This is a genomic window from Streptomyces luteolifulvus (assembly GCF_008806595.1).
GTDB lineage: Bacteria > Actinomycetota > Actinomycetes > Streptomycetales > Streptomycetaceae > Streptomyces > Streptomyces luteolifulvus.
The window spans coordinates 66,672-90,609 of record NZ_VZRB01000018.1 but is presented as its reverse complement, the minus strand read 5'-3'; the positions used below and the strand labels follow the sequence as shown (position 1 = coordinate 90,609).

Below are 23,938 nucleotides of genomic sequence, written 5' to 3'. Positions count from 1 at the left end.
TCTCGCTCAGTCGTCTTCGTTGTCGCCGAAGTCGGGGCGGACGTCGCGGGCGGCCATGATCTCGTCGTTGGAGGTGCCGGCGGCGACCATCGGCCACACCATGGCGTCCTCGTGGACGATGAAGTCGACGACGACCGGGCGGTCGTTGACGGAGTTCGCCTCTTCGATGACCTTGTCGAGCTCGGCCGGGTCCTCGCAGCGGATCGAGTAGCAGCCCATGGCCTCCGACAGCTTCACGAAGTCGGGGACCCGGGTGCCCGCGCTCGGCTGCTTGCCGTCGGCCTCGGGGCCGCTGTGCAGCACGGTGTTGGAGTACCGCTGGTTGTAGAAGAGGGTCTGCCACTGGCGGACCATCCCGAGGGCACCGTTGTTGATGATGGCGACCTTGATCGGGATGTTGTTCAGGGCGCAGGTGGTGAGCTCCTGGTTGGTCATCTGGAAGCAGCCGTCGCCGTCGATCGCCCAGACGGCCCGCTCCGGGACTCCGGCCTTGGCGCCCATCGCGGCCGGGACCGCGTAGCCCATCGTTCCGGCGCCGCCCGAGTTCAGCCACGTCGCGGGCTTCTCGTACTCGATGTAGTGCGCGGCCCACATCTGGTGCTGGCCCACGCCCGCGGCGAAGATCGTGCCCTCGGGAGCGAGCTGTCCGATGCGCTGGATGACCTGCTGCGGCGACAGCGAGCCGTCGTCGGGCTGCTCGTAGCCCAGCGGGTAGGTCTCGCGCCAGCGCGACAGGTCCTTCCACCAGGCGCTGTAGTCGCCCCGGTGGCCCTCGCTGTGCTCCTTCTGCACCGCCTGGACCAGATCGGCGAGGACCTCGCGGGCGTCACCGACGATCGGCACGTCGGCGGCGCGGTTCTTGCCGATCTCCGCCGGGTCGATGTCGGCGTGCACGATCTTGGCGTACGGGGCGAAGCTGTCCAGCTTGCCTGTGACACGGTCGTCGAAGCGGGCTCCGAGGGCGACGATCAGGTCGGCCTTCTGCAGCGCGGTGACGGCGGTGACCGCACCGTGCATGCCCGGCATTCCCACGTGCAGCGGGTGGCTGTCGGGGAACGCGCCGAGCGCCATCAGGGTGGTGGTGACGGGCGCTCCGGTGAGTTCGGCGAGGACCTTCAGCTCGGCGGTGGCCTTGGCCTTGATGACACCGCCGCCGACGTAGAGGACGGGCCGCTTGGCGGAGGTGATCAGCTTGGCGGCCTCACGGATCTGTTTGGCGTGCGGCTTGGTCACCGGGCGGTAGCCGGGCAGGTCCATGGTGGGCGGCCAGGAGAAGGTCGTCTGCGCTTGGAGGGCGTCCTTGGCGATGTCGACCAGGACCGGGCCGGGGCGGCCGGTGGCGGCGATGTGGAACGCCTGCGCGATCACCCGCGGGATGTCCTCGGCGTGGGTCACCAGGAAGTTGTGCTTGGTGATCGGCATCGTGATGCCGACGATGTCCGCCTCCTGGAAGGCGTCCGTGCCGATCGCCTTCGACGCCACCTGGCCGGTGATCGCAACCATCGGCACGGAGTCCATGTGCGCGTCGGCGATCGGGGTGACCAGGTTGGTGGCGCCCGGCCCCGACGTCGCCATGCAGACGCCGACCTTGCCGGTGGCCTGCGCGTAACCGGTGGCCGCGTGGCCGGCACCCTGCTCGTGGCGGACCAGGACGTGGCGCACCTTGGTGGAGTCCATCAGCGGGTCGTACGCCGGAAGGATCGCACCGCCGGGAATGCCGAATACCGTGTCGGCGCCGACCTCCTCGAGAGAGCGGATGAGGGACTGCGCTCCCGTGACTTGCTCGGGCGCGGACTGCTGTCCTCCGGATCGGGGCCGCGGCTGCGGATGATGGGCCCCGGTGGCCTGCTCGGTCATCGGCATTCTCTTCTCGATGCTGAGGGTTTTTGCGAGGTTTGTGCGGTGTACGGCTGTTGCACGGCAGGTGCCTGTGCAACAAAAAACCCCTCGTGCCGTGAGGCAAGCGAGGGGAGCGCGCCGGGAGTGGTCGCTGGGAGTTCCGGGTCCGCCCGGACGTCACCAGCTTCAGCCGACGCGCTTTCCAAGTACGAGAATTCGGGTGCGCATGGCACAGACCCTCCCCCCGGCACACACCACGTGTCAAGTGGGTGGGACGGGAGTCTCATTATGTGAACGAAGGGCACTTCCGCCTCCCAGAACGGCGGCTACACCACTGGTGTACACCCCCGAACCCCCTCCTGCGAAGGCGGGCTCGGCCGGTCCGTGAGGCACCGGATAATGGCCGGAATTGAGCGCCCGGCGCAGCCGGTACTCGTCCAGCGGCCCCGAGAACGCCATGCCCTGCCCATGGGTGCAGCCCATCGCGCGCAGCGCCACGACCTGCTCGGGCAGATCCACGCCGTCGGCCACGGACTGCAGTCCGAGATCGGTCGCGATCCGCAGCAGCCCACTGGTGATCTTGTGCAGCCGCGCCGACTCCACGACGCCCTCCACCAGACCGCGGTCCAGTTTCAGTACGTCGACGGGGAGCCTGCGCAGGGCCGTGATCGCCGCGTATCCGCTGCCGAAGCCGTCCAGGGCGATCCGGACGCCGAGCCTGCGCAGGGCGCCCAGACGGCGTTCCAGTTCCTCCAGGGACACCCGTGGATCGGCGTCGGACAGCTCGATCACCAGGGACCCGGACGGCAGCCCGTGCCGGGTCAGCAGGGCCTCCACGGAGCCCAACGGCAGGGACCGGTCGAGCAGCCGGCGGGCGCTCATCCGGACGGCCACGGGCACGGCGAGGCCGGTGCCGGCGCGCTCGGCGGCCTGTTCGACGGCCTCCTCCAGCATCCAGCGGTCCAGCTCGGCGGTCTTGTCGCTGTCCTCGGCCACCCGCAGGAACTCGGCGGGCGTGAAGAGCACTCCCTGCGAGGAACGCCAGCGCGCCTGAGCCGCGACCGATGTGATCCGGCCGTCCTCCAGACACACCACCGGCTGGTGCAGCAGGGCGAACTCGCCGTCGTGCAGGGCGGCCCGCAGACGCGAGGCCAGCTCCGCCTTGCGTACGACGTCCTGCTGCATCTGCGGGGCGTACAGCTCGACCCGGCCCTTGCCGGCCGCCTTGGCGCGGTACATGGCGAGGTCGGCGTTGCGCAGCAGCTCGCCCGCGCCGAGGCCCGGTTCGGCGAAGGCGACGCCGATGGACGCGGCCACCCGGACATCGTTGCCGTCGATGAGGTACGGCAGCGAGAGCGTGATCCTGAGGCGGTCGGCGAGCTCCAGGATGTGCCCTTCGCGGGCGGTGCGGTCGCGGGTGCCGTCCCCGACGATCAGGGCCGCGAACTCGTCGCCGCCGAGCCGGGAGGCGGTGTCCGAATGCCGCACCGCGTCCTGCAGTCTGCGGGCGGCCTGGACGAGCAGCTCGTCCCCGGCCTGGTGCCCGATCGTGTCGTTGACGGCCTTGAAGCCGTCCAGGTCGATGAACAGAACGGCCGTGCCGCGGTCGGAGGAGCGGCGGCCGGACAGGGCCTGCTGGACGCGCTTGGTGAACAGGGCGCGGTTGGGCAGGTCGGTCAGCGGGTCGTGCTCGGCGTTGTGCTGGAGCTGCGCCTGGAGCCGCACTCTCTCGGTGACGTCCCGGCTGTTGAAGATGAGGCCGCCGTGGTGGCGGTTGACGGTCGACTCCACATTGAGCCAGCCGCCGTCTCCGGAGCGGAAGCGGCACTCGATGCGCGTAGTCGGTTCGTCGAGCGGGCTGGCAGCGAGGAAGCGGCGCACCTCGTGCACCACGCACCCCAGGTCCTCCGGGTGGATCAGGCCGGCCAGTTCCGTGCCGACGAGGTCCTCCGCGGTGCGGCCGTAGACACCGGCGGCGGCCGGGGAGACATAGCGGAGGATGCCGTTGGGCGCGGCGATCATGATGACGTCGCTGGAGCCCTGCACCAGGGAGCGGAAGTGGTTCTCCTTCTGCGCCAGTTCCTGGGTGAGGGTGATGTTGTCGAGCAGCATGATGCCCTGGCGCACCACGAGGGCGAGCACGACGGTGCCGCCGGTGAGGAGCACCACGCGGTCCGGGCTGCGGCCGCTGAGCACGTTGTAGAGGATGCTCAGCGTGCAGACCGCCGCCGCGAGGTACGGAGTGAGGGCGGCCAGCGAGCCGGTCATGGGCCGGGACGCCGCGTAACGGCTGTGATCACCTCCCTGCGCGGGCGCGAGGTGGTGCGGGGCGGGACGCTGTCCCGGCAGGTGCTCGTGCACCACACGTGTGTGCCCGTCGTCGGGCGCCCCGCCGTGCCGCGGGGTGGCCCAGGGGGCGTACGCGAGAAGCAGCGAACCGGCGAACCAGCCCGCGTCGAGCAGTTGGCCGGAGCTGTAGTTGTTGTGCAGCAGCGGCGAAGTGAACAGGGCGTCGCACATCACGGTGAGCGCGAGGGCGCCGATGGCGGTGTTGACCGCCGTACGGTTGCCCGCCGAGCGCCGGAAGTGCAGCGCTAGGACCATGCTGACCAGGGCGATGTCCAGCAGCGGATACGCCAGCGACAGCGCGGTGTGCGCCACGCTCGACCCCTCCTCGGACTGCGCCGCCTGCGCGAGCGCCAGGCTCCACGCGAGCGTGAGCAGCGAGCCGCCGATCAGCCAGGCGTCCAGGGCGAGGCAGACCCAGCCCGCCTTCGTCACGGGCCGCTTGGCGAGCACCAGCAGGCCCACGATGGCGGGCGGCGCGAAGCACAGGAAGAACAGGTCGGCATAGCTGGGGCTGGGCACGGGCTGCCCGAGCACCACCTCGTACCACCCCCAGACCAGGTTGCCCAGGGCCGCCATCGCCGAGGAGAGGGCGAACAGCAGCCAGGCGGGTCGAAAGCGGATACGTCGGTTCCGGGCGTAGACACAGCAGGACACGGCGGCGGTGCCGGCCGCGGCGCTCAGCCCGAAGTCGCCCATGACCAGTGCCAGTTCACTGGATCCCCAGCCGAGCGCGGAGCCGACGGCGTACCCCGCGCACACCATGACCAGGACCAGTTGGCGGACCACGCCCGAACCGCCGCCGGAGGCCGGCGGGCGGGGCAGCAGCGTCCTCGACGCGGGCCGCACCCGCAGCGCTCCGTCGAGGGTGCTCACGGGGGGCGGGGGCGAGCTCACCGGACCCTCCCGGTTTGCGTGGGCCCCCCGCCCCGGGGGTTCCGGTGCGCTGGGTGCCCATGCCGCCTGCGGCCGCTGGGCCGCCGGTGATGATGGCTGTGCCGGCTGCCGTGGCCGTCCTGCCGGCCGCCGTGGCGGCCGGCGTGGCTGCTGTGATGGCCGCGTCTGCGCGTGGTCGTGCGCCACGGTCGCCGCCGACGGCCCCGCCGCGTCGGATCGCTCGTCCATAGGCCGTGCATCGCCCGTCGCCCCCCTCACAGTCTGAAGTGTCCGTCCCCGGCGCCGAACGATGCGCGGCGCAGCCCCTGTCCGGACGATACACCAGTCTCGTCACTCAGGGACATAGTTCCTCTACGCTCCGTGACGACCAGCGGCAATGCGGGCACGGACCGCATCCGGAGGATTGCGGAGGGTGCCGGAAACGGATTACGCGCCTGCTGTGTCCACCGGCTGCGCGCTCGGGGCGCCCGTCGTAAGGACCACGTTGCGCAGGGGCTCCCGGTTCACGAATCGGCTCAACTGGTCCACCAGCAGCCGCTTGGCGCGCGGCAGAAAAGCGGAGGTCGGGCCTCCGACATGCGGGCTGACGAGCACGCCCGGAGCGTGCCACAGGGGGTGGCCCGGGGGCAGCGGTTCGGGGTCGGTGACATCGAGGGCGGCGGTGATACGGCCGGTCTCCAGTTCGGCGAGCAGTGCCTTGGTGTCGACGACCGGGCCGCGGGCCACGTTGACCAGCAGCGCACCGTCCTTCATCCGGGCCAGGAAGTCGGCGTCGGCCAGGTGACGGGTGGTCTCGCTGAGCGGTGTGGAGAGGATGACGACGTCCGCCTCCGGGAGCAGGGCAGGCAGTTCGGTGAGCGGGTGCACCGAGCCGCGCACGGTGGTGCGGGGGGAGCGCGCGACGCGGGACACCCGCGCGAGCTCAAACGGAGTGAGCCGGTCCTCGATGGCCGAGCCGATCGCGCCGTACCCCACGATGAGCACGTTCTTGTCGGCCAGCGCGGGCCGGAACCCGCCCAGCCACTCCTCCCGGTCCTGCGCCCGCACGAAATCGGGTACGCCCCGCAGCGAGGCGAGGATCAGGGTGAGGGTGAGTTCGGCGGTGGACGCCTCGTGCACCCCGCGCGCGTTGCACAACCGCACGCCCGGACGCAGATGCCGCAGGCCCGCCTCCACATGGTCGGTCCCGGCCGACAGCGTCTGCACGACCTGAACGGAGCGCATCGCGGGCAGGGGCCGCTGTGAGACCTCGGAGGGCTTCATGTACGGCACCACATAGAAGACGCAGTCGGCCGGGTCCGCCGGGAAGTCCCCTTCCCCGTCCCAGAATTGGTAGCCCAGCCCCGCGGGAAGGCCTTCGATCTCGTCCGGCGGGATGGGCAGCCACACATCAGCAGTCATGGTTGGAGGCTAGGCCCTGCCCGGCGGATCACCCTAGGTCATGCACACGTCGGAGCAGAGGTTAGGTTGGGGGGCCAGTCAAGGGAGGGTCACGGGCAGGTGGAGCGCAGGACGATCGGCGCGGCGGCGCTCGCGGTGGGAGCCGTCGGACTCGGATGCATGCCGATGAGCTGGGCGTACAGCGGATCGCGGCAGCGAGGCGAGGAATCGCTCAGAGCTGTGCACAAGGCGCTGGACGCGGGCTCCACGCTCCTCGACACGGCCGACATGTACGGCCCGTTCACCAACGAGCTGCTGGTGGGCCGGGTGTTGAAGGAGCGGCGTGCGGACGCCTTCGTGTCGACCAAGGTCGGCCTGCTGGTGGGTGAGCAGCATGTGGTGGCCAACGGCCGCCCCGGCTACGTGAAGCGGGCGTGCGACGCCTCGCTGCGACGCCTGCAGACGGACGTGATCGACCTCTACCAGCTGCACCGGGCGGACCCGGAGGTTCCGGTCGAGGAGACCTGGGGCGCGATGGCGGAGCTCGTCCGGGCCGGAAAGGTACGGGCGTTGGGGCTGTGCGCGGTGGGCGCGCGGGGCGGCCGCCGCGCCGGGACACGGCTGCACGACGCGACGATCCGGCAGTTGCAGCGGGTGCAGCAGGTCTTCCCGGTGAGCGCGGTGCAGGCGGAGCTGTCGGTGTGGTCACCGGAGGCGCTGGAGGGACTGCTGCCCTGGTGCGAGGCGCGCGGTGTCGGCCTCCTGGCGGCGATGCCGCTCGGCAACGGCTTCCTCACCGGCACGCTGACACCCGGCGAGGGCTTCGAGCCGGACGACGTGCGCGCCCGCCACCCCCGCTTCACCGCGGAGATGATGGCCGCGAACCAGCCGATCGTCGCCGGTCTGCGCCGGGTGGCGTCCCGCCACGGCGAGACCGTCACCCCGGCCCAGGTCGCCCTGGCCTGGACCCTGGCCCAGGGCCACCGCGTGATCCCGGTCCCCGGCACGAAACAGGAGCGCTGGGCAACGGAGAACGCGGCTGCGGCGTCACTGCGCCTGACGCCGGAGGACCTGACGGAACTGGCGGGGTTGCCGGGGGCACGGGGGTCCTGGGACTGAGGTCCGGGGTGGACGGGCTGGACGGGCTGGACGGGCTGGAGCCTGTGCGAACGGGCGCCTTGTCGGTTCGGGGAGCGGTGATCGGGAACCTGGGAGGGTCGGGCGGTGTATGACAAAGAGAACCCGCCGCGTGGAAGGGACCACGATCGTGCATCGTCGAGCTGTGCCGGCCGTCCTGGCCGCAGCCGCGCTTCTGCTCACGGCCGGCTGCTCCGCCGACGGAGGGAGTGGAGCGCCGGGCGGCGCCGAGAGAGCGTCGCCGGGTGGCGCGAGCCGGCAGTCCGTGCCTTCGACGCAGGCCGCCGAGGAGACACCTCCGGCGAAGGGCTCGGTGAAGGTGCTCCGCACGGTCGCCGACGACCTGAACACCCCCTGGGGTCTCGCCCCGCTCCCCGACGGAGACCTCCTCGTCTCCTCCAGGGACGACGGCACGATCACCCGGATCGACCCGAAGACAGGCAAGAAGACCGAGGTGGGCGAGGTGCCGGGGGTGTCGCCGGAGGGTGAGGGAGGCCTCCTGGGCATCGCGCTCTCCCCCGACTACGCCTCGGACCACATGATCTACGCCTACTTCACCTCGGCCTCGGACAACCGCATCGTCCGCATGCTGTACGACGCGGAGAAGCCGCCCGGCGAGCGCCTCGGCGCACCCGACACGATCCTCAGGGGCATCCCCAAGGGCTTCGTCCACAACGGCGGCCGCATCGCCTTCGGCCCCGACAAGATGCTGTACGCCGGGACGGGCGAGAGCGGTGACCGAGGGCTTTCCCAGGAGAGGGATTCCCTGGGCGGCAAGATCCTCCGCATGACCCCGGAGGGCGAGCCTGCCCCGGGCAACCCCTTCCCCGACTCCCCGGTGTACTCGTACGGCCACCGCAATGTGCAGGGCCTCGCCTGGGACCGCAAACAGCGCCTGTTCGCCTCGGAGTTCGGCCAGGACACCTGGGACGAGCTGAACGCGATCAAGCCGGGCGACAACTACGGCTGGCCGGAGGCCGAGGGAAGATCCGACGATGCCGAGTACCACAACCCGATCGACCAGTGGCGCCCGGACGACGCCTCCCCCAGCGGCATCGCCTACGCGGAGGGCTCCATCTGGATGGCCGGCCTCAGAGGCCAGCGCCTGTGGCGCATCCCCCTGAAGGGCACCGAGGCCTCGGCGGACCCACAGGCCTTCCTCAACGACGACTACGGCCGCCTGCGCACGGTGGTCTCGGCGGGCGGCGACAAGCTGTGGATCACGACCAGCAACACGGACGGCCGAGGCAGCCCGAAGGACGGGGACGACCGGATCCTGGAGGTGCAGGTGAGTTAGCTCAGGCCCTTTCGCTTTCTCCGGCCGGGCCCGGCTCGTCGTCCGGCTCGGTCCCGGGCTCGTCGTCCGCCCCCTCGTTCCGGCTCGGCGCCCGCACCACGACCTTGCCGGATGTGAGATCTATCGGGCCGCGCCCCGGATCGCCGTCTCCGACGTCCACCCGGGTGAGCTCCAGCCGGTTCCGCTCGTCGCGGGTGTGCTTGCGGCCGGGTGCGAACAGTTCTTCGAACATGTTGAACACGGCGCCTCCCCTACCGGTCCGTAACAGCGTACGCCTCAGCCCGCCGACGAGGTCTGGAGAGCGTCGGGCGGGAACAGCCCCAGCCGGTGTGCCGTCGCCGCGGCCTCTCCTCTGCCCGAGACTCCGAGCTTGCCCAGGATGTTCGACACATGCACGCTCGCCGTCTTCGGAGAGATGAACAGCTCCTCGGCGATCTGGCGGTTGGTGCGGCCCGCGGCCACCAGACGCAGGACGTCGCGTTCCCGGCTGGTCAGGCCGAGCGCCTCCACCGGGTCCGCGGGCGCCGCACGCTCCGCGGGGGCGCAGGTCAGGGCGAGCCGGGCGCGCTGGGCCAGCAGAGTGACCGCGTCCGCGAGCGGGCGCGCGCCGAGGTGCTGGGCGGCGGCATGGGCGAGGCGCAGCAGTTCGGCGGCGCGGTCGCGTTCGTCCTCGCCGCCGGAGGTCAGCAGGGCCTCGGCCAGCCGGTGGCGGACGCGGGCGAGGTCGTAGGGCCGCTCCAGGCGTTCGAAGGCGGTGACCACCTCCGACCAGGTGTCCGGGGTCGCGCGGTCCTCGGCGCGCTGGAGTTCGGCGCGGACCCATATTTCGTGGGCGACCCAGAGGGGGACATCCGTGGTGAGGGACTTCGCGGCGTTGACGACGCGTTCAAGTGCCCTGTCGCGGCCGTGTTGGGCGGCGGGCCGGGCGCGGGCGTCGGCCTCGGCGGTCACGGCGGCCAGCAGCAGGGGCCAGCCGTAGCGGTGGGTGCCGGTCGGGACACCGGCGTCCAGGGCGCGGTCGAGCTCCGCGCGGACGTCGAGGATGCGGCCCTCGCCCGCTGCGACGCCGACGGCGATGGCGGCCACGGACAGCCACTGCTGGGGCATGGGGTCATGTGTGCCGAAGTGGTGGCGGGCGGCTGCCAGTTGGCGGGCCGCTTCGGCCACGTCGCCCCGGCCGAGCGCCACCAGAGCCAGCCGCAGGGCGCCCGTGCCCTGGGGCCGCGCACTGTTCGCGCGGCGCTGCGCCCGGGTGGCCGCCTCGACGGCCTCGTCCCAGCGGCCGAGCGAGTACATCGAGTCGGAGAGGTTGCCCCACGCCCAGGCCTCGGTGTGCAGCAGGCCGTGCTTGCGGGAGTAGACGGTCCCTTCCCGCAGGATCGCGGCGGCCTCCTGAGAACGGCCCACCGCTTCGAGTCCGGAGGGCAGGTTCACATAGGAGCGGCCCGCGACGGACGAGATACCTTCGTGGAGCGCCTGCTCCTTGACCTCGTACATCGAAGCGAGCCCGGCCTCGATGTCGCCCGAGTTGACCCTGAGGCCGGCGAGGGTGAGCCGCGCGTTCAGCTCGATCTCACGGGCGTTCACCATGCGCGCGTACTCCACGGCACGCTCGGCCGCGGCCAGGGCCTCGGGGCCCGGTTCATGGAGCATGGACCAGCTGGCGACGCTGCTGAGCACCTCGGCGTGGACCTCGGAGGGAGGCAGGCCGCGCACCAGGTCCTGGGCGGTGGCCAGTTCGCGCCGGCCGTCGCCGCGGGCCTGTGCCTGGACCAGCAGGGAGCGCTGGGTCCAGAACCAGGCGGAGCGCAGCGGGTCCGCCTCGTCCTCCAGGAGGTGCAGCGCTCGCTTGGTGATCTTCAAGGCGCGTTCGCGTTCTCCGCACAGCCGGCCGGCGACGGCCGCCTCGGCCATCAGGTCGAGGTAGTGCAGGGGCGTCGTGGTGGGGTCGCAGCCGCAGGGCGCGTAGACCTCGGTGTAGTCGACGGGGCGCAGCCGCGCGCGCAGTCCCTCCGGGGTGGAGTCCCACAGCTCCATCGCCCGTTCCAGGAGCCGCAGTTGCTCGCTGTAGGCGTTGCGGCGGCGGGCGGCGACCGAGGCGTGCAGCACGGCGGGCAGGGCCTTGGCGGCGTCGTGGGCGTGGTACCAGTAGCTGGCCAGGCGCATGACACGCTCGTCGGCGGGGACGAGGGTGGGATCGGCTTCCAGGGCTTCGGCGTAGCGGCGGTTGAGGCGGGAGCGCTCGCCGGGCAGCAGGTCGTCGCTGACGGCCTCGCGGACCAGGGAGTGCCGGAACCGGTAGCCGTCGCCGCCGGGCGCGGCCAGCAGGATGTTGGCGTTCACGGCGGCCCGCAGCGCCTCGATGAGGTCGTCCTCGGCGAGCCGGGCGACGCCGGCGAGCAGCCGGTACTCGACGGTGGAGCCGCCCTCGGCGACGATCCGGGAGACCCGCTGGGCGCTTTCGGGCAGACCCTCGACGCGCACCAGCAGCAGGTCGCGCAGGGAGTCGGTGAGGCCGGTGCAGCAGCCCTCGTGGGCGGCGACGGCGAGTTCCTCGACGAAGAAGGCGTTGCCGTCGGAGCGTTCGAAGATGTCGTCGACCTGATCGGGCTCGGGTTCCCGGGCGAGGATTCCGGCGATCTGGCGGCCGACCTCGGCGCGGTTGAAGCGGCCGAGTTCGATGCGGCGGACCGTGCGCAGCCGGTCGAGTTCGGCGAGCAGCGGGCGCAGCGGATGGCGGCGGTGGATGTCGTCGGCGCGATAGGTGGCGAGGACGACGAGGCGGCCGGTGCGCAGGGTGCGCAACAGGTAGGCGAGGAGGTGGCGGGTGGAGGCGTCGGCCCAGTGCAGGTCCTCCAGGGCGACGACGACCGTGCGGTCGGCCGCGACACGCTCCAGCAGCCGGGCGGTGAGTTCGAAGAGGCGGGCCATGCCCTCCTCGTCGGGCCGGCGTGCGTCCCGGGCGGTGGCCGCTTCGCCGAGTTCGGGCAGCAGCCTGGCCAGTTCCTCCTCCTGGCCGGCGGCTGCGGCGACCAGTTCACCGGGGAGTTCGCGGCGCAGGGCTCGAAGGGCGGTGGAGAAGGGCGCGAAGGGCAGTCCGTCGGCGCCGATCTCGACGCAGCCGCCGAGCGCGACGACGGCACCCGCCCGGCACGCCGCGGTGGCGAACTCCTCGACGAGACGGGTCTTGCCGACCCCGGCCTCGCCGCCGAGCAGCAACGCCTGCGGCTCGCCCGCGGCAGCGCGGGCGAGCGCGTCCTTCAGCGTGTGCAGTTCCTCGGTGCGGCCGACGAACACCGGGCTGACGGATCTGGTCTCCACCCGCCCGAGCATCGCATGCGGCCGGGTCAGGGACGCACCCGTTTTCGGGAGGACGGCCGCGGTGACCGCCGCGGGGAGGAGCGGCGTGGCCCGAGCAAGGACCTGCGCCGTGCGGCCGTCCTGCCGTGCCCCGGCGCTCACGCGGTGCGCGGGAACCTGTGCCGGCGGGGGCGGCCGGTATGCACCTCGCCCTCGGCCTCGCGGCGGGCTGCCTCACGGCGGGCGGCGCGACGGCCGCGGACGATCTCGCGGGCCATCCGCTCGTTCTCGGCCTGGCGGATCAGTTCGGCGGCACGCAACTGCTGGATCTCGTACTCGTACATGGTGTGTCCCTCGGGAGAGTCCGGTTCGGGCTTGCGCTGCGACGGTTCGCTGCGATGCCTCAACCTTCGTCTCCCAGGGGGGTCCGCCACATCGGGAGAGTTCCGCATCTTCGGCGGCGTGCGGGGCCTTAGGTGTGCGCGAGGGGCCTCAGGAGCTCCGTAAGAGGTACTTACGGCCGCCCTGAGGCCCCTCAGGACCTGCGGTGCTTCAGCCGGTGGACGGCAGTCCGAGCAGGACGTCGGTGTACTTGAGAACGGCCAGAAGCAGGCCGATGACGCCGAGCGAGACACCGCCCCACGCGACCGACTTGATCCAGGCGGCCTGCGGCCGGCCCGGGGCCCCGAACGCGGGACGGGCCAGGACGACGACGCCGATGATCAGCGCGGCCAGCGCGAACAGGCCGCCCCACAGCGCGGTGGTGTGCCAGGCGTCGCCGTACACCTCCTTGACCTGCTGGGCGACGCTCGCGCCCGACGAGGTCTGGAGCTGTCCCACCAGGGTCTCGCGCGCGGCGGCGACGGAGGCGATCCAGCCGCCGCTGAGCGAGACGACGCCGAGCGCGGCGGAGACCACGGCTCCGGCGCCCTGGCCGACGCCTCCGACGCCGCCGACGCCGGCCGGGCTCCCGTCCTCGGTGATGTCCTCCGCATCGACGGCGTCGCCTCCCTCGTCGACGGATCCCGTACCGGCATCCGTCGCGGCATCGGTCTCCGCGGCCGCGTCGGCCTTGGTGACCTCCGCCTTCTCCTCGTCGGTCTTCGCCCGGGCGCCGGTCTCGGCCCCGGTCTCGTCCACTGTCTTGGTTCCCATGCTGCGCACCGTACGGACGGAGTCTGAGAGGTTCCTTAATGATCGCTGTGCACGGCACGCGCGCGGGCCGCACGCCAATCGGGGGCCAGGACCGACCACACCTCGAGATCGTGCCGTACGCCGTGGTGGGGGTAGCTCGACCGTCGTACGCCTTCCTTGGTCATCCCCAGCCGCCGGGCCACGTTCAGGCTCGGCCGGTTGCCCGCGGAGGCGATCCACTCGACCCGGTGGATGCCGCGCTGCTCGACGGCGAAGTCGATGAGCACCCGCATCGCCCGGGTGACCAGCCCGCGCCCGGTGCCCGCGGGTTCCAGCCAGCAGCCGACCTCGCAATTGGCGTTCTCCGCGTCGAAGTTCAGGAACAGCACCCCGCCCACGAGTTTCCCCTCCAGCCACAGGCCGTGCAGGGAGGCGGTGTCGGCGGCGCGCAGGTCGGCGTACCTCTGGAGGGTGTCGCGCGCGGACGCCACGTCCGTGGCCTTCTCCCCGAACGGCACGAACCGGTTGATGAACTCCCTGCCCCGTTCCAGATGCGCCAGGAACTCCTCGGCGTGCCATGGCTCCAGGGGGCGCAGTTCGGCTCCGTCGTCACCCAGAGATATCGCGTACATCCCGCTGCCGCTCCTCCTCCGCCAGGACGTCCGCCACCTCGGCGTCCGTCGCGGCGGCCAGCCTCTCATGGGCGGCGCGGCACTCGGGCGGTTCGATGCTGATGCGCGGCAGGCGCCGGTCGAGCCAGCGCGGCAGCCACCAGTTGGCGCCGCCGAGCATGTGCATGAGGGCCGGCACCAGCAGCGTACGGAGCACGAAGGCGTCCAGGGCGACGGCGGAGGCGAGCGCGATGCCGAACATGGCGATCACACGGTCGCCGCTGAGCACGAAGGCCAGGAAGACCGAGATCATGATGACCGCGGCGGAGTTGATCACCCGGCTGGTCTCGGCGAGGCCGACGCGGACGGCACGCCTGTTGTCGCCGGTCTCCAGCCACTCCTCGTACATCCGGCTGACCAGGAAGACCTGGTAGTCCATGGAGAGCCCGAACAGCACCGACACCATGATCACGGGCAGGAAGGGCTCGATCGGCCCGGCGCGGCCCAGGCCCAGCAGTTCGCTCCCCCAGCCCCATTGGAAGATCGCGACGACGACACCGAAGGCGGCGGCGACGGCGGCGACGTTCATCGCGGCGGCCTTGAGCGGGATGCCGACGGACCGGAAGGCGAGCAGGAGCAGCAGACAGCCCAGGCCGATGACGACGCCGACGAACAGGGGCAGCTTGCCGACGATGACGTCGGCGAAGTCGTCGTAGCCGGCCGTCATGCCGCCGACGTGGATGTCGAGCGAGGTGCCGGTCTCCGCGCGCGGCAGCACCTCGGTGCGCAGCCGCTCCACGAGGTCGGTGGTCTTCTGCGACTGGGGGGCCGACTCGGGGACGATCGTGAAGTACGCCGTGTCGCCGCCGGTGTTGTAGGTGACCGGCGTCACCGAGGCGACGCCATCGGTGGTGCGGATGGTGGCGTCCAGGTTGCCGAGGGCGAGCTTGTCCTCGGCGCCGTCGACGGTGGTGACGAGGGTGAGGGGGCCGTTCACGCCGGCCCCGAAGCCGTCGGCCAGGAGGTCGTAGGACTGGCGGGTGGTGGCGGACGTCGGCCCGTTGCCCTGGTCGGAGGTGCCCAGGCGGAGGGAGAGGGTGGGCAGGGCGAGGACGGTCATGACGACCAGGGCGACCACACCGAGCAGCTTGGGGTGACGCTCCACGAACGCCGACCAGCGGGCGGCGAGCCCCGTCGGGAGCTCCGGCTGGGGCCCGTGCTCGGCGAGCCTGCGCCGCTCGCGCCGGCTCAGCGCGCGGTGGCCGATGAACGACAGCAGGGCGGGCAGCAGGGTCACGGAGGCCGCGACGGTCAGCACCACGGTCAGGGAGGCGGCTATCGCGACGCCGTTGAGGAAGTTCAGCCGCAGGATCAGCATCCCCAGCAGGGCGATGCAAACGGTGGCACCTGCGAAGACGACCGCGCGTCCGGTGGTGGCGACGGCGTTGGTGACCGCCTCGGTGACGGAGAGCCCGCGTTTCAGCCCGCGCCGGTGCCGGGTGACGATGAACAGCGCGTAGTCGATGCCGACGCCGAGTCCGATCAGCATGCCGAGCATGGGCGCGAAGTCGGCGACGGTCATCGCGTGGCCGAGCAGCACGGTCGCCGCGTATGCGGTGCCGACGCTGACCAGCGCGGTGGCGATGGGCAGCAGCGAGGCGGCGAGCGAGCCGAAGGCGAGGAACAGGACCACCGCCGCGACGATCACCCCGACGACCTCGGCGACATGGCCGCCGGACGATTCGGTGAGCGCGATGGCGCTGCCGCCCAGCTCCACCTGGAGCCCGTCGCTCTCGGCGTCCTTGGCCGCGTCGACGACGGCCTGTGCCTCGGACTGGCCTAGGTTCTCGGCCCGGTCGTCGAAGACGACGGTGGCGTAGGCCGTACGGCCGTTGCCGCTGATCTGCGCCGCGCCCTGGCTGTCGTACGGGCTGGTCACGGCGGCCACACCGGGTAGGTCGGAGATCGTCCGGAGGGTGCGGGTCATCGTCTGCTCGACGTCGGCGGCCCGGACGCTGCCGGACGTGGTGTGCCAGACGACGGTGTCGCTGTCCCCGCCGAGGTCCGGGAAGCCGTCCTGGAGCAGCTGGGCGGCGCGGCCCGACTCGGTGCCGGGAACCTCGTAGTCGTTCGAGTACGCGGAGCCGGCGACGGCCGCCGCGGCGGTCACCCCGCCGAAGGCGAGGAGCCACAGCAGTACGGCGACGAGGCGGCGCTGGACACACCAGCGTGCGAGTGCTGCCACGAGACGTGCTCCCGGTGGTGGATTTGTGGATCTTTGGCCGGGAACCGTCGTTCATGAACTGAACAGCCCGCAAAGAACGCATGAGCAATGCGAAGACACTCTTACAGGCGGAAAAGATCGTTTGCCGCGTTCGTGGGCCTTTTCACAGGAGTGGGAGGCAACTCACAGGACAGTTCCGATCGCTCTGTCGTCTGCGCCGTCTCAGTCGATCTGGTCTCCCATCGCCATCACCATCGCTCCCGCGATCAGCAGCCACAGGGCGCGCCGGGTGCGCCCCCGGGAGCCCAGCACGGAGGCGAGCGCGCACACCACGGCTCCGAGGGCGTAGGCGGCGGGGACGAGGGTCGGCGCGGAACCGGCGAAGCGGAGCGCCGAGGCGGCCAGGCCGACGAGGGCGAGCAGCGCCCCGGTCCCGGCCGCGGTCCAGCGGGCCCGCCGGGCGTCCTCCGCCGGATCTCCGGCGTCGGGTATTTCGGAATCACCGCGTCCGTTCATGGCCGGGGAGCGTAGCGGCTCCGTCCGCGAATCCTGGTGCGGGGCAGGCCCGAGCGCTGCTGGCGTCCCGGCGTCCGCCGTCTCCGGCGCCTCGCCGCCGACCGAAGCAGGTGCATTGTGTGAAGGTCCGACCGAGCTCCTACGCATCTCTTTCCACTACGAAGGATTCAAGGAGCCCGTTCACCGATGTCCGACATCACCTCCAGGACCTCGACCGGCGACGCGACTGACCGCCTGCCCCACCCCCGCTACCCCCGCAGCGGCCGCTACGACGCCCGCTGGACCGTCGAGAACCAGATGGGCCCGCACGCACTGTGGCTGCTGGAGTGGCTGGCCCCCGCCCTGGGCCTCGACCGGCTGCGCCCCGGCGCGCGCGTGCTCGACCTCGGCTGCGGGCGCGCCATGACATCCGTGTTCCTCGCCAGGGAGTACGGCGGCTTCGACGCGATCGTGAGCATCGACGCCTACCAGTACTTCGGCACGAACGACCTGTATTGCCCACGCTGACCCGGCTGCTGAAGCCCGGCGGGCGGATCGGGGTCGTCGTACCGGCACTTCGGGAGGAGCCGGAGGGCACGGAGCCGCCGGAGCATCTCCGGCCGTGGTGGGAGCCGGACTTCTGGTGCTTCCACTCCCCCGGGATGGCGGGCCGGTGCGCGGAGATGCTCCGCGTGGACGAGGGCCGCGCGCTGGGCTTCGTACGTGTCGTGGGGCGCCGTAGGTAGGCGTACGGCCCCGGAGGCGTCGCCTCCGGGGCCGCATGGCGCATGCGCTCAGCCCTCGCTGACGCCCAGCTTCTCCAGGATCAGCTCCTTGACGCGTGCCGCGTCCGCCTGACCCCGGGTGGCCTTCATGACCGCGCCGACCAGGGCGCCGGCCGCGGCCACCTTGCCACCGCGGATCTTGTCCGCGATGCCCGGGTTGCCGGCGATGGCCTCGTCGACGGCGGCGGTCAGCGCGCCCTCGTCGGAGACGACCTTCAGACCGCGCTTGTCGACGACCTCGTCCGGGGTGCCCTCGCCCGCGAGGACGCCCTCGATGACCTGCCGGGCCAGCTTGTCGTTCAGGTCACCGGAGGAGACCAGCTCGGTGACCCGGGCGACCTGCTCGGGCGTGATGGCCAGCTCGTCCAGGGCCTTGCCCGACTCGTTGGCGCTGCGGGCCAGTTCGCCCATCCACCACTTGCGGGCGGAGGCCGCGTCGGCGCCGGCTTCGATCGTGGTGACGATCGGGTCCAGGGCACCGGCGTTGAGGATCGCCTGCATGTCGGTGGTGCTGATGCCCCACTCCTCGAGCAGACGGGTGCGGCGGACCAGAGGGAGCTCCGGCAGCCGGGCACGCAGTTCCTCGACCCACTCGCGCGAGGGGGCCACCGGCACCAGGTCCGGCTCGGGGAAGTAGCGGTAGTCCTCGGCCTCTTCCTTCACCCGGCCCGAGGTCGTCGACCCCGTGTCCTCATGGAAGTGGCGGGTCTCCTGGACGATCGTTCCGCCGCTGCCGAGCACGGCGGCGTGGCGCTGGATCTCGAAACGGGCCGCACGCTCGACGGAGCGCAGTGAGTTGACGTTCTTCGTCTCGGAGCGCGTGCCGAACCTGTCGCCGCCCTTGGGCATCAGCGACAGGTTGACGTCGCAGCGCATCTGGCCCATCTCCATCCGGGCCTCGGAGACGCCGAGCGCCTTGATGAGCTCGCGCAGCTCACGGACGTACGCCTTCGCCACCTCGGGAGCGCGCTCGCCCGCGCCGACGATCGGCTTGGTGACGATCTCGATGAGCGGGATGCCGGCACGGTTGTAGTCCAGCAGCGAGTGCTGCGCGCCGTGGATACGGCCGGTGGCGCCGCCGATGTGCGTCGACTTGCCGGTGTCCTCCTCCATGTGGGCGCGCTCGATCTCCACGCGGAAGGTCTCGCCGTCCTCCAGCTGCACATCGAGGTAGCCGTTGAAGGCGATCGGCTCGTCGTACTGGGAGGTCTGGAAGTTCTTCGGCATGTCCGGATAGAAGTAGTTCTTCCGGGCGAAGCGGCACCATTCGGCGATCTCGCAGTTCAGCGCGAGACCGATCCTGACGGCGGACTCGACTCCGGTCGCGTTGACGACCGGGAGCGAGCCGGGCAGGCCGAGGCAGGTCGGGCAGGTCTGCGAGTTGGGCTCGGCGCCCAGCTCGGTCGAACACCCGCAGAACATCTTGGTCTTGGTGCCGAGTTCGACATGGACCTCAAGGCCCATGACGGGGTCGTACGACGCCAGCGCGTCCTCGTACGACACCAGGTCGGTCGTGGTGGTCACGGTGAAACTTCCCTCTCAGCCCAGCAGGACGTCGTCGTCGCCCAGCCGCTTCAGCTCGCGGCACAGAATGGCGAGGCCGGTGACGATGGCGACGGCGGACACGGCGGCGTCGACGAGGACCAGCGTGTCGTTCTCGGCGCGGGCCTTCTTGAGCCGCTTGGCGACACCGATCGCGCCGAACGCGGTCCCGGCCATGGACAGATACGTACCGGACTTGGACTTCTTGAAGCCCTTGGCCTTGGTCAGTGCACTCACAGCGACGGAGCCTCCTCGAGAAGCGGGTGCCCCCACTTTTCCACGAAGGCGGCCTCGACGGCGGCGCCGACCTTGTAAAGCCGGTCGTCCTTCATCACCGGGGCGATGATCTGCAGGCCGACCGGAAGGTTGTCCTCCGGCGCCAGGCCGCAGGGCAGTGACATGGCCGCGTTGCCCGCCAGGTTGGTGGGGATGGTGCACAGGTCGGCGAGGTACATCGCCATCGGGTCGTCGGCGCGCTCGCCGATCGCGAAGGCGGTGGTCGGGGTCGTCGGGGAGACAATCACGTCGACCTGCTCGAACGACCGGTCGAACTCCCGCTTGATGAGCGTACGGACCTTCTGGGCGCTGCCGTAGTACGCGTCGTAGTAGCCGGAGCTGAGCGCGTACGTGCCGAGCATGATGCGGCGCTTGACCTCGGGGCCGAAGCCCGCCTCCCGGGTGAGGGAGGTGACCTCCTCGGCCGAGTGGCCGCCGTCGTCGCCGGTCCGCAGGCCGTAGCGCAGGCCGTCGAAGCGGGCGAGGTTGGACGAGCACTCGGACGGCGCGATCAGGTAGTACGCCGACAGGGCCAGGTCGAAGGACGGGCAGTCCAGCTCGACGATCTCGGCGCCCAGCTCCTTCAGGAGCGCGACGGACTCGTCGAAGCGCTGGATGACACCGGCCTGGTAGCCCTCGCCGCGGAACTGCTTGACGACACCGATGCGCATCCCGGCGACGCTGCCGTTGCGGGCGGCCTCCACCACCTGCGGGACCGGCTCGTCGATCGAGGTCGAGTCGAGCGGGTCGTGGCCCGCGATGACTTCGTGCAGCAGGGCCGCGTCCAGGACCGTACGGGCGCAGGGACCGCCCTGGTCGAGCGAGGAGGAGAAGGCCACCATGCCGAAGCGGGAGACCGCGCCGTAGGTCGGCTTCACACCGACCGTGCCCGTGACGGCGGCCGGCTGGCGGATGGATCCGCCGGTGTCGGTGCCGATGGCGAGGGGCGCCTGGAAGGAGGCGAGCGCGGCGCTCGACCCACCGCCGGAGCCGCCGGGGATCCTGGTGAGGTCCCAGGGGTTGCCGGTCGGCCCGAAGGCACTGTTCTCGGTGCTGGACCCCATGGCGAACTCGTCCATGTTGGTCTTGCCGAGGATGACGACGTCGGCGGCCTTCAGCCGCTTGGTGAGGGTCGCGTCGTACGGTGGGATCCAGCCTTCGAGGATCTTCGAACCGACGGTCGTCGGGACGCCCTCGGTGGTGAAGATGTCCTTGAGTGCGAGGGGAACACCGGCCAGCGGCCCGAGCTTCTCGCCGCGCTCCCGCTTCTCGTCGACGGCGCGAGCCTGGGCCAGCGCCCCCTCGCGGTCGACGTGCAGGAAGGCGTGCACCTTCTCGTCGACGGCCTCGATACGGGCGAGGTGGGCCTCGGCGACCTGGACGGCCGTCAGCTCACCGGAGGCGATCTTCTCGGCCGTCTCGGCGGCGGTGAGCTTGATGATGTTGACGTTGTCCGTCATGGGATCAGTCCTCCCCCAGGATCTGCGGCACCTTGAAACGCTGCTGCTCCTGGGCCGGGGCGCCGGAAAGCGCCTGCTCGGGGGTGAGCGAGGGACGGACCTCGTCCGCGCGCATGACGTTCGTCAGCGGCAGCGGGTGCGAGGTCGGCGGTACGTCTTGGTCGGCGACCTCGCTGACGCGGGCGACCGCGCCGATGATGTCGTCCAGCTGGCCTGCGAAGTGGTCGAGCTCTTCGGGCTTCAGCTCCAGACGCGCCAGCCGGGCGAGGTGGGCGACCTCCTCGCGCGTGATGCCAGGCATGCAGCGATCCTCTGGGGTGAGTGTTTGCGGTTTGGGCCTAGGGCCTGTCGGCACGTTCCCGTCGTCCGCCCGTGGGCGGACGTGCCAGGCGTCGCACGGCAGACGGAACGTGCCGACAGGCCCTAATCCTATGGGGCGGGGCCCGGTGCCCGTGAAACGGTTTGCCGGGCCCTGCTCCGGTGAGGTCGCCCTGAGGTCACCGGCGGCCGTCCCAGGCCTCGCTCTGCAGGAAGTGGTTGTCGTACAGCTCCTGCACTTCCAGCACGCTCTCCACGGTGGCCTCGCCGAGGCGGAGGCGCTGCAGATGCCGGAGGTTCGCCCCTCGCAGGCGTGCAGAGAACACAGTCCCTGAGGGGTTGGGGCAGAGCCCCGGGCCGGCCGCGGCAGGCGTACGGGGGACGCAGTCCCCGCCGGGGGTTCGCCGGGACTGGGGGCGGAGCCTCAGGGGCGGGCTGCCGCCGACGGTGATGCCGCTCCGCGGGAGACGGCCACCCCGTCGTCCGGGCTGAATGGGTGGGCGGGTGGGGAATTCACTCGTCGGATGCCGCCGCGGGCAGCGCCGCCCGAGGCCGCTGCCAGCCCCGCGACCCCCGCGCCCGCAGCCACGCCGTCGTCTCCTCCGGAGGCATCGCCGCAGCGACCAGCCACCCCTGTACGGCATCACAGCCCAGGTCCCGCAGCCGCTCCCATGTCTCGTCGTCCTCCACGCCCTCGGCGACCACGAGGAGCCCCAGCGAATGAGCCAGGTCGACCGTGCAGCGCACGATCTCCGCATCCTCCGTGTCGACAGCCAGCCGCGCCACGAACGAGCGGTCGATCTTGAGCTCGCTGACCGGCAGCCGCCGCAGGTGCACCAGCGAGGAGTACCCCGTACCGAAGTCGTCCAGGGACATCTTCACGCCGTGCCCGGTCAGCCCGGCGAGAGTGTCGGCGGCCCGCTGCGGATCCTCCAGCAGCACATGCTCCGTGATCTCCAGCTGCAGCGCCCCCGCCGGAACTCCATGGCGGGCCAGCCGCGCCGCGACGGAGCCGGCGAATCCCGGTGTGTGGACGTCGCGCGGGGAGACGTTGACCGCGACCGGCACATACAGCCCCTGGGCCCGCCAGGCGGCGACCTGGCCGAGCGCCGTGTCCAGTACGTACTCCGTGAGATGGGGCATCAGCCCCGAGGACTCGGCGATCGCTATGAACTCGTCCGGCGGCACCTTCCCGCGCTCCGGGTGCACCCACCGGACCAGTGCCTCCAGCCCCGCGACCTGTCCGTCGAAGCGGACCTTCGGCTGGTAGTGCAGCTGCACCTCGTGCGCGTCGAGGGCCCGTCGCAGATCGCCGAGCAGTCCGAGCCGGTCCGGGGTGTTCGAGTCGCGCTTCGACTCGTAGACCTCGACGCCCGTGCGGTCCCTCTTCGCCTGGTACATCGCCACGTCCGCCCGCCTGAGCAGCCCTTCGGCGTCGAGGGCGTGGTCGGGAAAGACGGCGACCCCCGCGCTGGCCTCCAGGACGAGGGTGAGACCGTCGAGGTCGAGCGGGGAGCTGAGCGCGGCGACCAGCCCCCGGGCGAGCCGGGTCGCCGATGTCGTGGAATCGGCGACCGGCAGTAACACGGCGAACTCGTCGCCGCCGAGCCGCGCGGCCTCCGCCCCGCGCGGCAGCGCCAGGCGCAGCCGGTCGGCTATCTGGAGAAGCAGCCGGTCCCCGGCAAGATGCCCCAACGTGTCATTGACGGATCGGAAACGGTCCAGGTCGATCAGCATCAGAGCGGCGCGGGCGCCGATGCGCTCGGCGTCGTCCAGCGCCGTCCAGATGCGTTCCAGCAGCCACTGCCGGTTCGGCAGTCCGGTCAGCGGATCGCGCAGCTGCTCCTCGGCCCGGGCCCGGGCGATCCACAGGGTCGAGTCGAGGGCGATGAGGGGGATGGCGAACAGCGGCAGCAGCAGGGGCTTGGCCATGGCGACCACGCAGACCAGCGGCGCGATGCCGAGCAGCGCGACCGCGACGAGGCCCTGTCGGACCAGGGCGGTGCGGGCGACGGTGGGCAGGCCGCCGCGCGGGGCGTGCAGATACCAGAGCACGGTGCGGGTGACCGCGAGGTAGGCGACCGCGACCAGCACCACCTCCGGTGCGGTGTACGGCGTCCAGGTGTCGGGGTTCCACGGGTTCTCGACGGACGGGACACGGCCGAAGGCGGCCATCACGAGGGCCCCGGCGCCGATGCCGAGGATGTCCACCGCCCCGTGCAGCACGCCCTGCCGCCAGCGGTGGCGCCGGGCTATGCCGACCAGGACGACGACGGTGAGGCTGACCATCCCGGCGGGCATCCAGCCGTACAGCAGCAGGACGGCGAGGGTGAGGGCGGCGCCCGACCCGGTGCCGCCCCACCAGCGGGCCCGGCCGAGCGCGACCAGGTGGCCGACGATGAGGCCGGTCAGCACGGCCAGGGACCAGCCGACGGTGCCGGACGGGAAGAGCGCGTGGTCGCCGCTGAAGCCCCGGTAGAAGCCGGCGCCGAGGAGGAACCCGGCGGCCGCGACGACGGCCGCGGGCAGCGCGGGCCAGGACAGATGTCGGTCGTGGTCGGCGCCCGGCAGTGCGGGAGCGGGCTCGGCGGTGAGCTGGGCGGCACCTCGGACGTCCGCCACGGGCTGCGGTCCGGCGGTGCGCCCCTCCGCGTCCGCAGGTCCCGAAGGCCGCCCGGTCCACCGGATGCCCCGCCACGCCACGGCCATCCGGCGCAGGCGCAGCCGTGAGTCCGGGGCGGCGCTCTCGGTCGGTTCCATTCCCGTCCCTCTCACAGCCGGCGGTGCCCACGCCATGCGGCCCGATGCCCGACTACCGTCAACGGCCGCGTTGGAAAACCCTTCCCCCTGCTCTGCAAGAGCAAGGAGATGCCCCAACCGCAGCTGGGCACGGCAGG

Annotated in this window: 18 protein-coding genes and 1 pseudogene; 3 read left to right on the top strand and 16 right to left on the bottom strand. The window is 71.5% G+C overall.

Annotated features, from left to right (window positions below; all coding sequences use genetic code 11):
- Positions 1-6 precede the first annotated feature (6 nt).
- The 3 genes from F7R91_RS24480 to F7R91_RS24470 all read right to left on the bottom strand — a co-directional run bounded on the left by F7R91_RS24480 (position 7) and on the right by F7R91_RS24470 (position 6,483).
- Positions 7-1,863 (bottom strand): acetolactate synthase large subunit, encoded by a 1,857-nt coding sequence (locus tag F7R91_RS24480; RefSeq protein ID WP_150951271.1) that lies wholly within the window; start codon positions 1,861-1,863, stop codon positions 7-9.
- 237 nt (positions 1,864-2,100) lie between these two features.
- Complete coding sequence (locus F7R91_RS24475; RefSeq protein ID WP_191971613.1) at positions 2,101-5,082, bottom strand: putative bifunctional diguanylate cyclase/phosphodiesterase; 2,982 nt, start codon at positions 5,080-5,082, stop codon at positions 2,101-2,103.
- 426 nt (positions 5,083-5,508) lie between these two features.
- Positions 5,509-6,483: a 2-hydroxyacid dehydrogenase gene (locus F7R91_RS24470; RefSeq protein ID WP_150951269.1), complete on the bottom strand. Its 975-nt coding sequence runs from the start codon at positions 6,481-6,483 to the stop codon at positions 5,509-5,511.
- A 99-nt stretch (positions 6,484-6,582) separates the two neighbouring features.
- Here F7R91_RS24470 and F7R91_RS24465 point away from each other — a divergent pair, with 99 nt between their 5' ends.
- Both F7R91_RS24465 and F7R91_RS24460 read left to right on the top strand, forming a co-directional pair.
- Positions 6,583-7,581 carry an aldo/keto reductase gene (locus F7R91_RS24465; RefSeq protein WP_150951268.1) on the top strand — a complete coding sequence of 333 codons (999 nt, stop codon included), beginning with the start codon at positions 6,583-6,585 and terminating at the stop codon, positions 7,579-7,581.
- Positions 7,582-7,690: 109 nt separating this feature from the next.
- Positions 7,691-8,896 (top strand): PQQ-dependent sugar dehydrogenase, encoded by a 1,206-nt coding sequence (locus F7R91_RS24460; RefSeq protein ID WP_150951267.1) that lies wholly within the window; start codon positions 7,691-7,693, stop codon positions 8,894-8,896.
- Position 8,897: 1 nt separating this feature from the next.
- On the opposite strand, the gene F7R91_RS24455 is transcribed toward F7R91_RS24460, so the two are convergent.
- The 7 genes from F7R91_RS24455 to F7R91_RS24425 all read right to left on the bottom strand — a co-directional run bounded on the left by F7R91_RS24455 (position 8,898) and on the right by F7R91_RS24425 (position 16,681).
- Positions 8,898-9,137 (bottom strand): DUF6191 domain-containing protein, encoded by a 240-nt coding sequence (locus F7R91_RS24455; RefSeq protein WP_150951266.1) that lies wholly within the window; start codon positions 9,135-9,137, stop codon positions 8,898-8,900.
- 35 nt (positions 9,138-9,172) lie between these two features.
- The gene (locus F7R91_RS24450; protein WP_191971615.1) at positions 9,173-12,229 is read right to left on the bottom strand and encodes a helix-turn-helix transcriptional regulator; all 3,057 of its coding nucleotides are present in this window, start codon (positions 12,227-12,229) and stop codon (positions 9,173-9,175) included.
- A gap of 125 nt (positions 12,230-12,354) precedes the next feature.
- Positions 12,355-12,603 carry a hypothetical protein gene (locus F7R91_RS24445; protein WP_408056058.1) on the bottom strand — a complete coding sequence of 83 codons (249 nt, stop codon included), beginning with the start codon at positions 12,601-12,603 and terminating at the stop codon, positions 12,355-12,357.
- 145 nt (positions 12,604-12,748) lie between these two features.
- A complete protein-coding gene (locus F7R91_RS24440) occupies positions 12,749-13,351 on the bottom strand; it encodes a hypothetical protein (RefSeq protein ID WP_150951264.1) in 603 nt (200 codons plus the stop codon).
- Positions 13,352-13,386: 35 nt separating this feature from the next.
- Positions 13,387-13,962, bottom strand: a complete 576-nt coding sequence (locus F7R91_RS24435) for a GNAT family N-acetyltransferase (protein ID WP_150951263.1) — start codon at positions 13,960-13,962, stop codon at positions 13,387-13,389.
- Complete coding sequence (locus F7R91_RS24430) at positions 13,940-16,186, bottom strand: MMPL family transporter (RefSeq protein WP_150951262.1); 2,247 nt, start codon at positions 16,184-16,186, stop codon at positions 13,940-13,942. The genes F7R91_RS24435 and F7R91_RS24430 overlap by 23 nt, the downstream gene beginning before the upstream one ends.
- Before the next feature lie 201 nt (positions 16,187-16,387).
- Entirely contained in the window at positions 16,388-16,681 is a 294-nt protein-coding gene (locus F7R91_RS24425; protein WP_150951261.1) for a hypothetical protein, read from the bottom strand.
- A 186-nt stretch (positions 16,682-16,867) separates the two neighbouring features.
- Here F7R91_RS24425 and F7R91_RS24420 point away from each other — a divergent pair.
- Positions 16,868-17,406 (top strand): annotated as a pseudogene (locus tag F7R91_RS24420) (SAM-dependent methyltransferase).
- 48 nt (positions 17,407-17,454) lie between these two features.
- On the opposite strand, the gene gatB reads toward F7R91_RS24420, so the two are convergent.
- The 6 genes from gatB to F7R91_RS24390 all read right to left on the bottom strand — a co-directional run bounded on the left by gatB (position 17,455) and on the right by F7R91_RS24390 (position 23,801).
- Positions 17,455-18,969, bottom strand: a complete 1,515-nt coding sequence (gatB, locus tag F7R91_RS24415; protein WP_150951260.1) for an Asp-tRNA(Asn)/Glu-tRNA(Gln) amidotransferase subunit GatB — start codon at positions 18,967-18,969, stop codon at positions 17,455-17,457.
- Positions 18,970-18,984: 15 nt separating this feature from the next.
- Positions 18,985-19,224 carry a hypothetical protein gene (locus F7R91_RS24410; protein WP_150951259.1) on the bottom strand — a complete coding sequence of 80 codons (240 nt, stop codon included), beginning with the start codon at positions 19,222-19,224 and terminating at the stop codon, positions 18,985-18,987.
- Positions 19,221-20,723: an Asp-tRNA(Asn)/Glu-tRNA(Gln) amidotransferase subunit GatA gene (gatA, locus tag F7R91_RS24405; RefSeq protein ID WP_150951258.1), complete on the bottom strand. Its 1,503-nt coding sequence runs from the start codon at positions 20,721-20,723 to the stop codon at positions 19,221-19,223. Before gatA ends, F7R91_RS24410 begins: the two co-directional genes overlap by 4 nt.
- Before the next feature lie 4 nt (positions 20,724-20,727).
- Positions 20,728-21,024, bottom strand: a complete 297-nt coding sequence (gene gatC / locus F7R91_RS24400; protein ID WP_018531282.1) for an Asp-tRNA(Asn)/Glu-tRNA(Gln) amidotransferase subunit GatC — start codon at positions 21,022-21,024, stop codon at positions 20,728-20,730.
- 196 nt (positions 21,025-21,220) lie between these two features.
- On the bottom strand, positions 21,221-21,367 hold the full coding sequence (locus F7R91_RS24395) for a hypothetical protein (RefSeq protein ID WP_408056057.1): 147 nt from the start codon (positions 21,365-21,367) through the stop codon (positions 21,221-21,223).
- A 187-nt stretch (positions 21,368-21,554) separates the two neighbouring features.
- The gene (locus F7R91_RS24390) at positions 21,555-23,801 is read right to left on the bottom strand and encodes a putative bifunctional diguanylate cyclase/phosphodiesterase (RefSeq protein WP_150951257.1); all 2,247 of its coding nucleotides are present in this window, start codon (positions 23,799-23,801) and stop codon (positions 21,555-21,557) included.
- Positions 23,802-23,938: the final 137 nt, after the last annotated feature.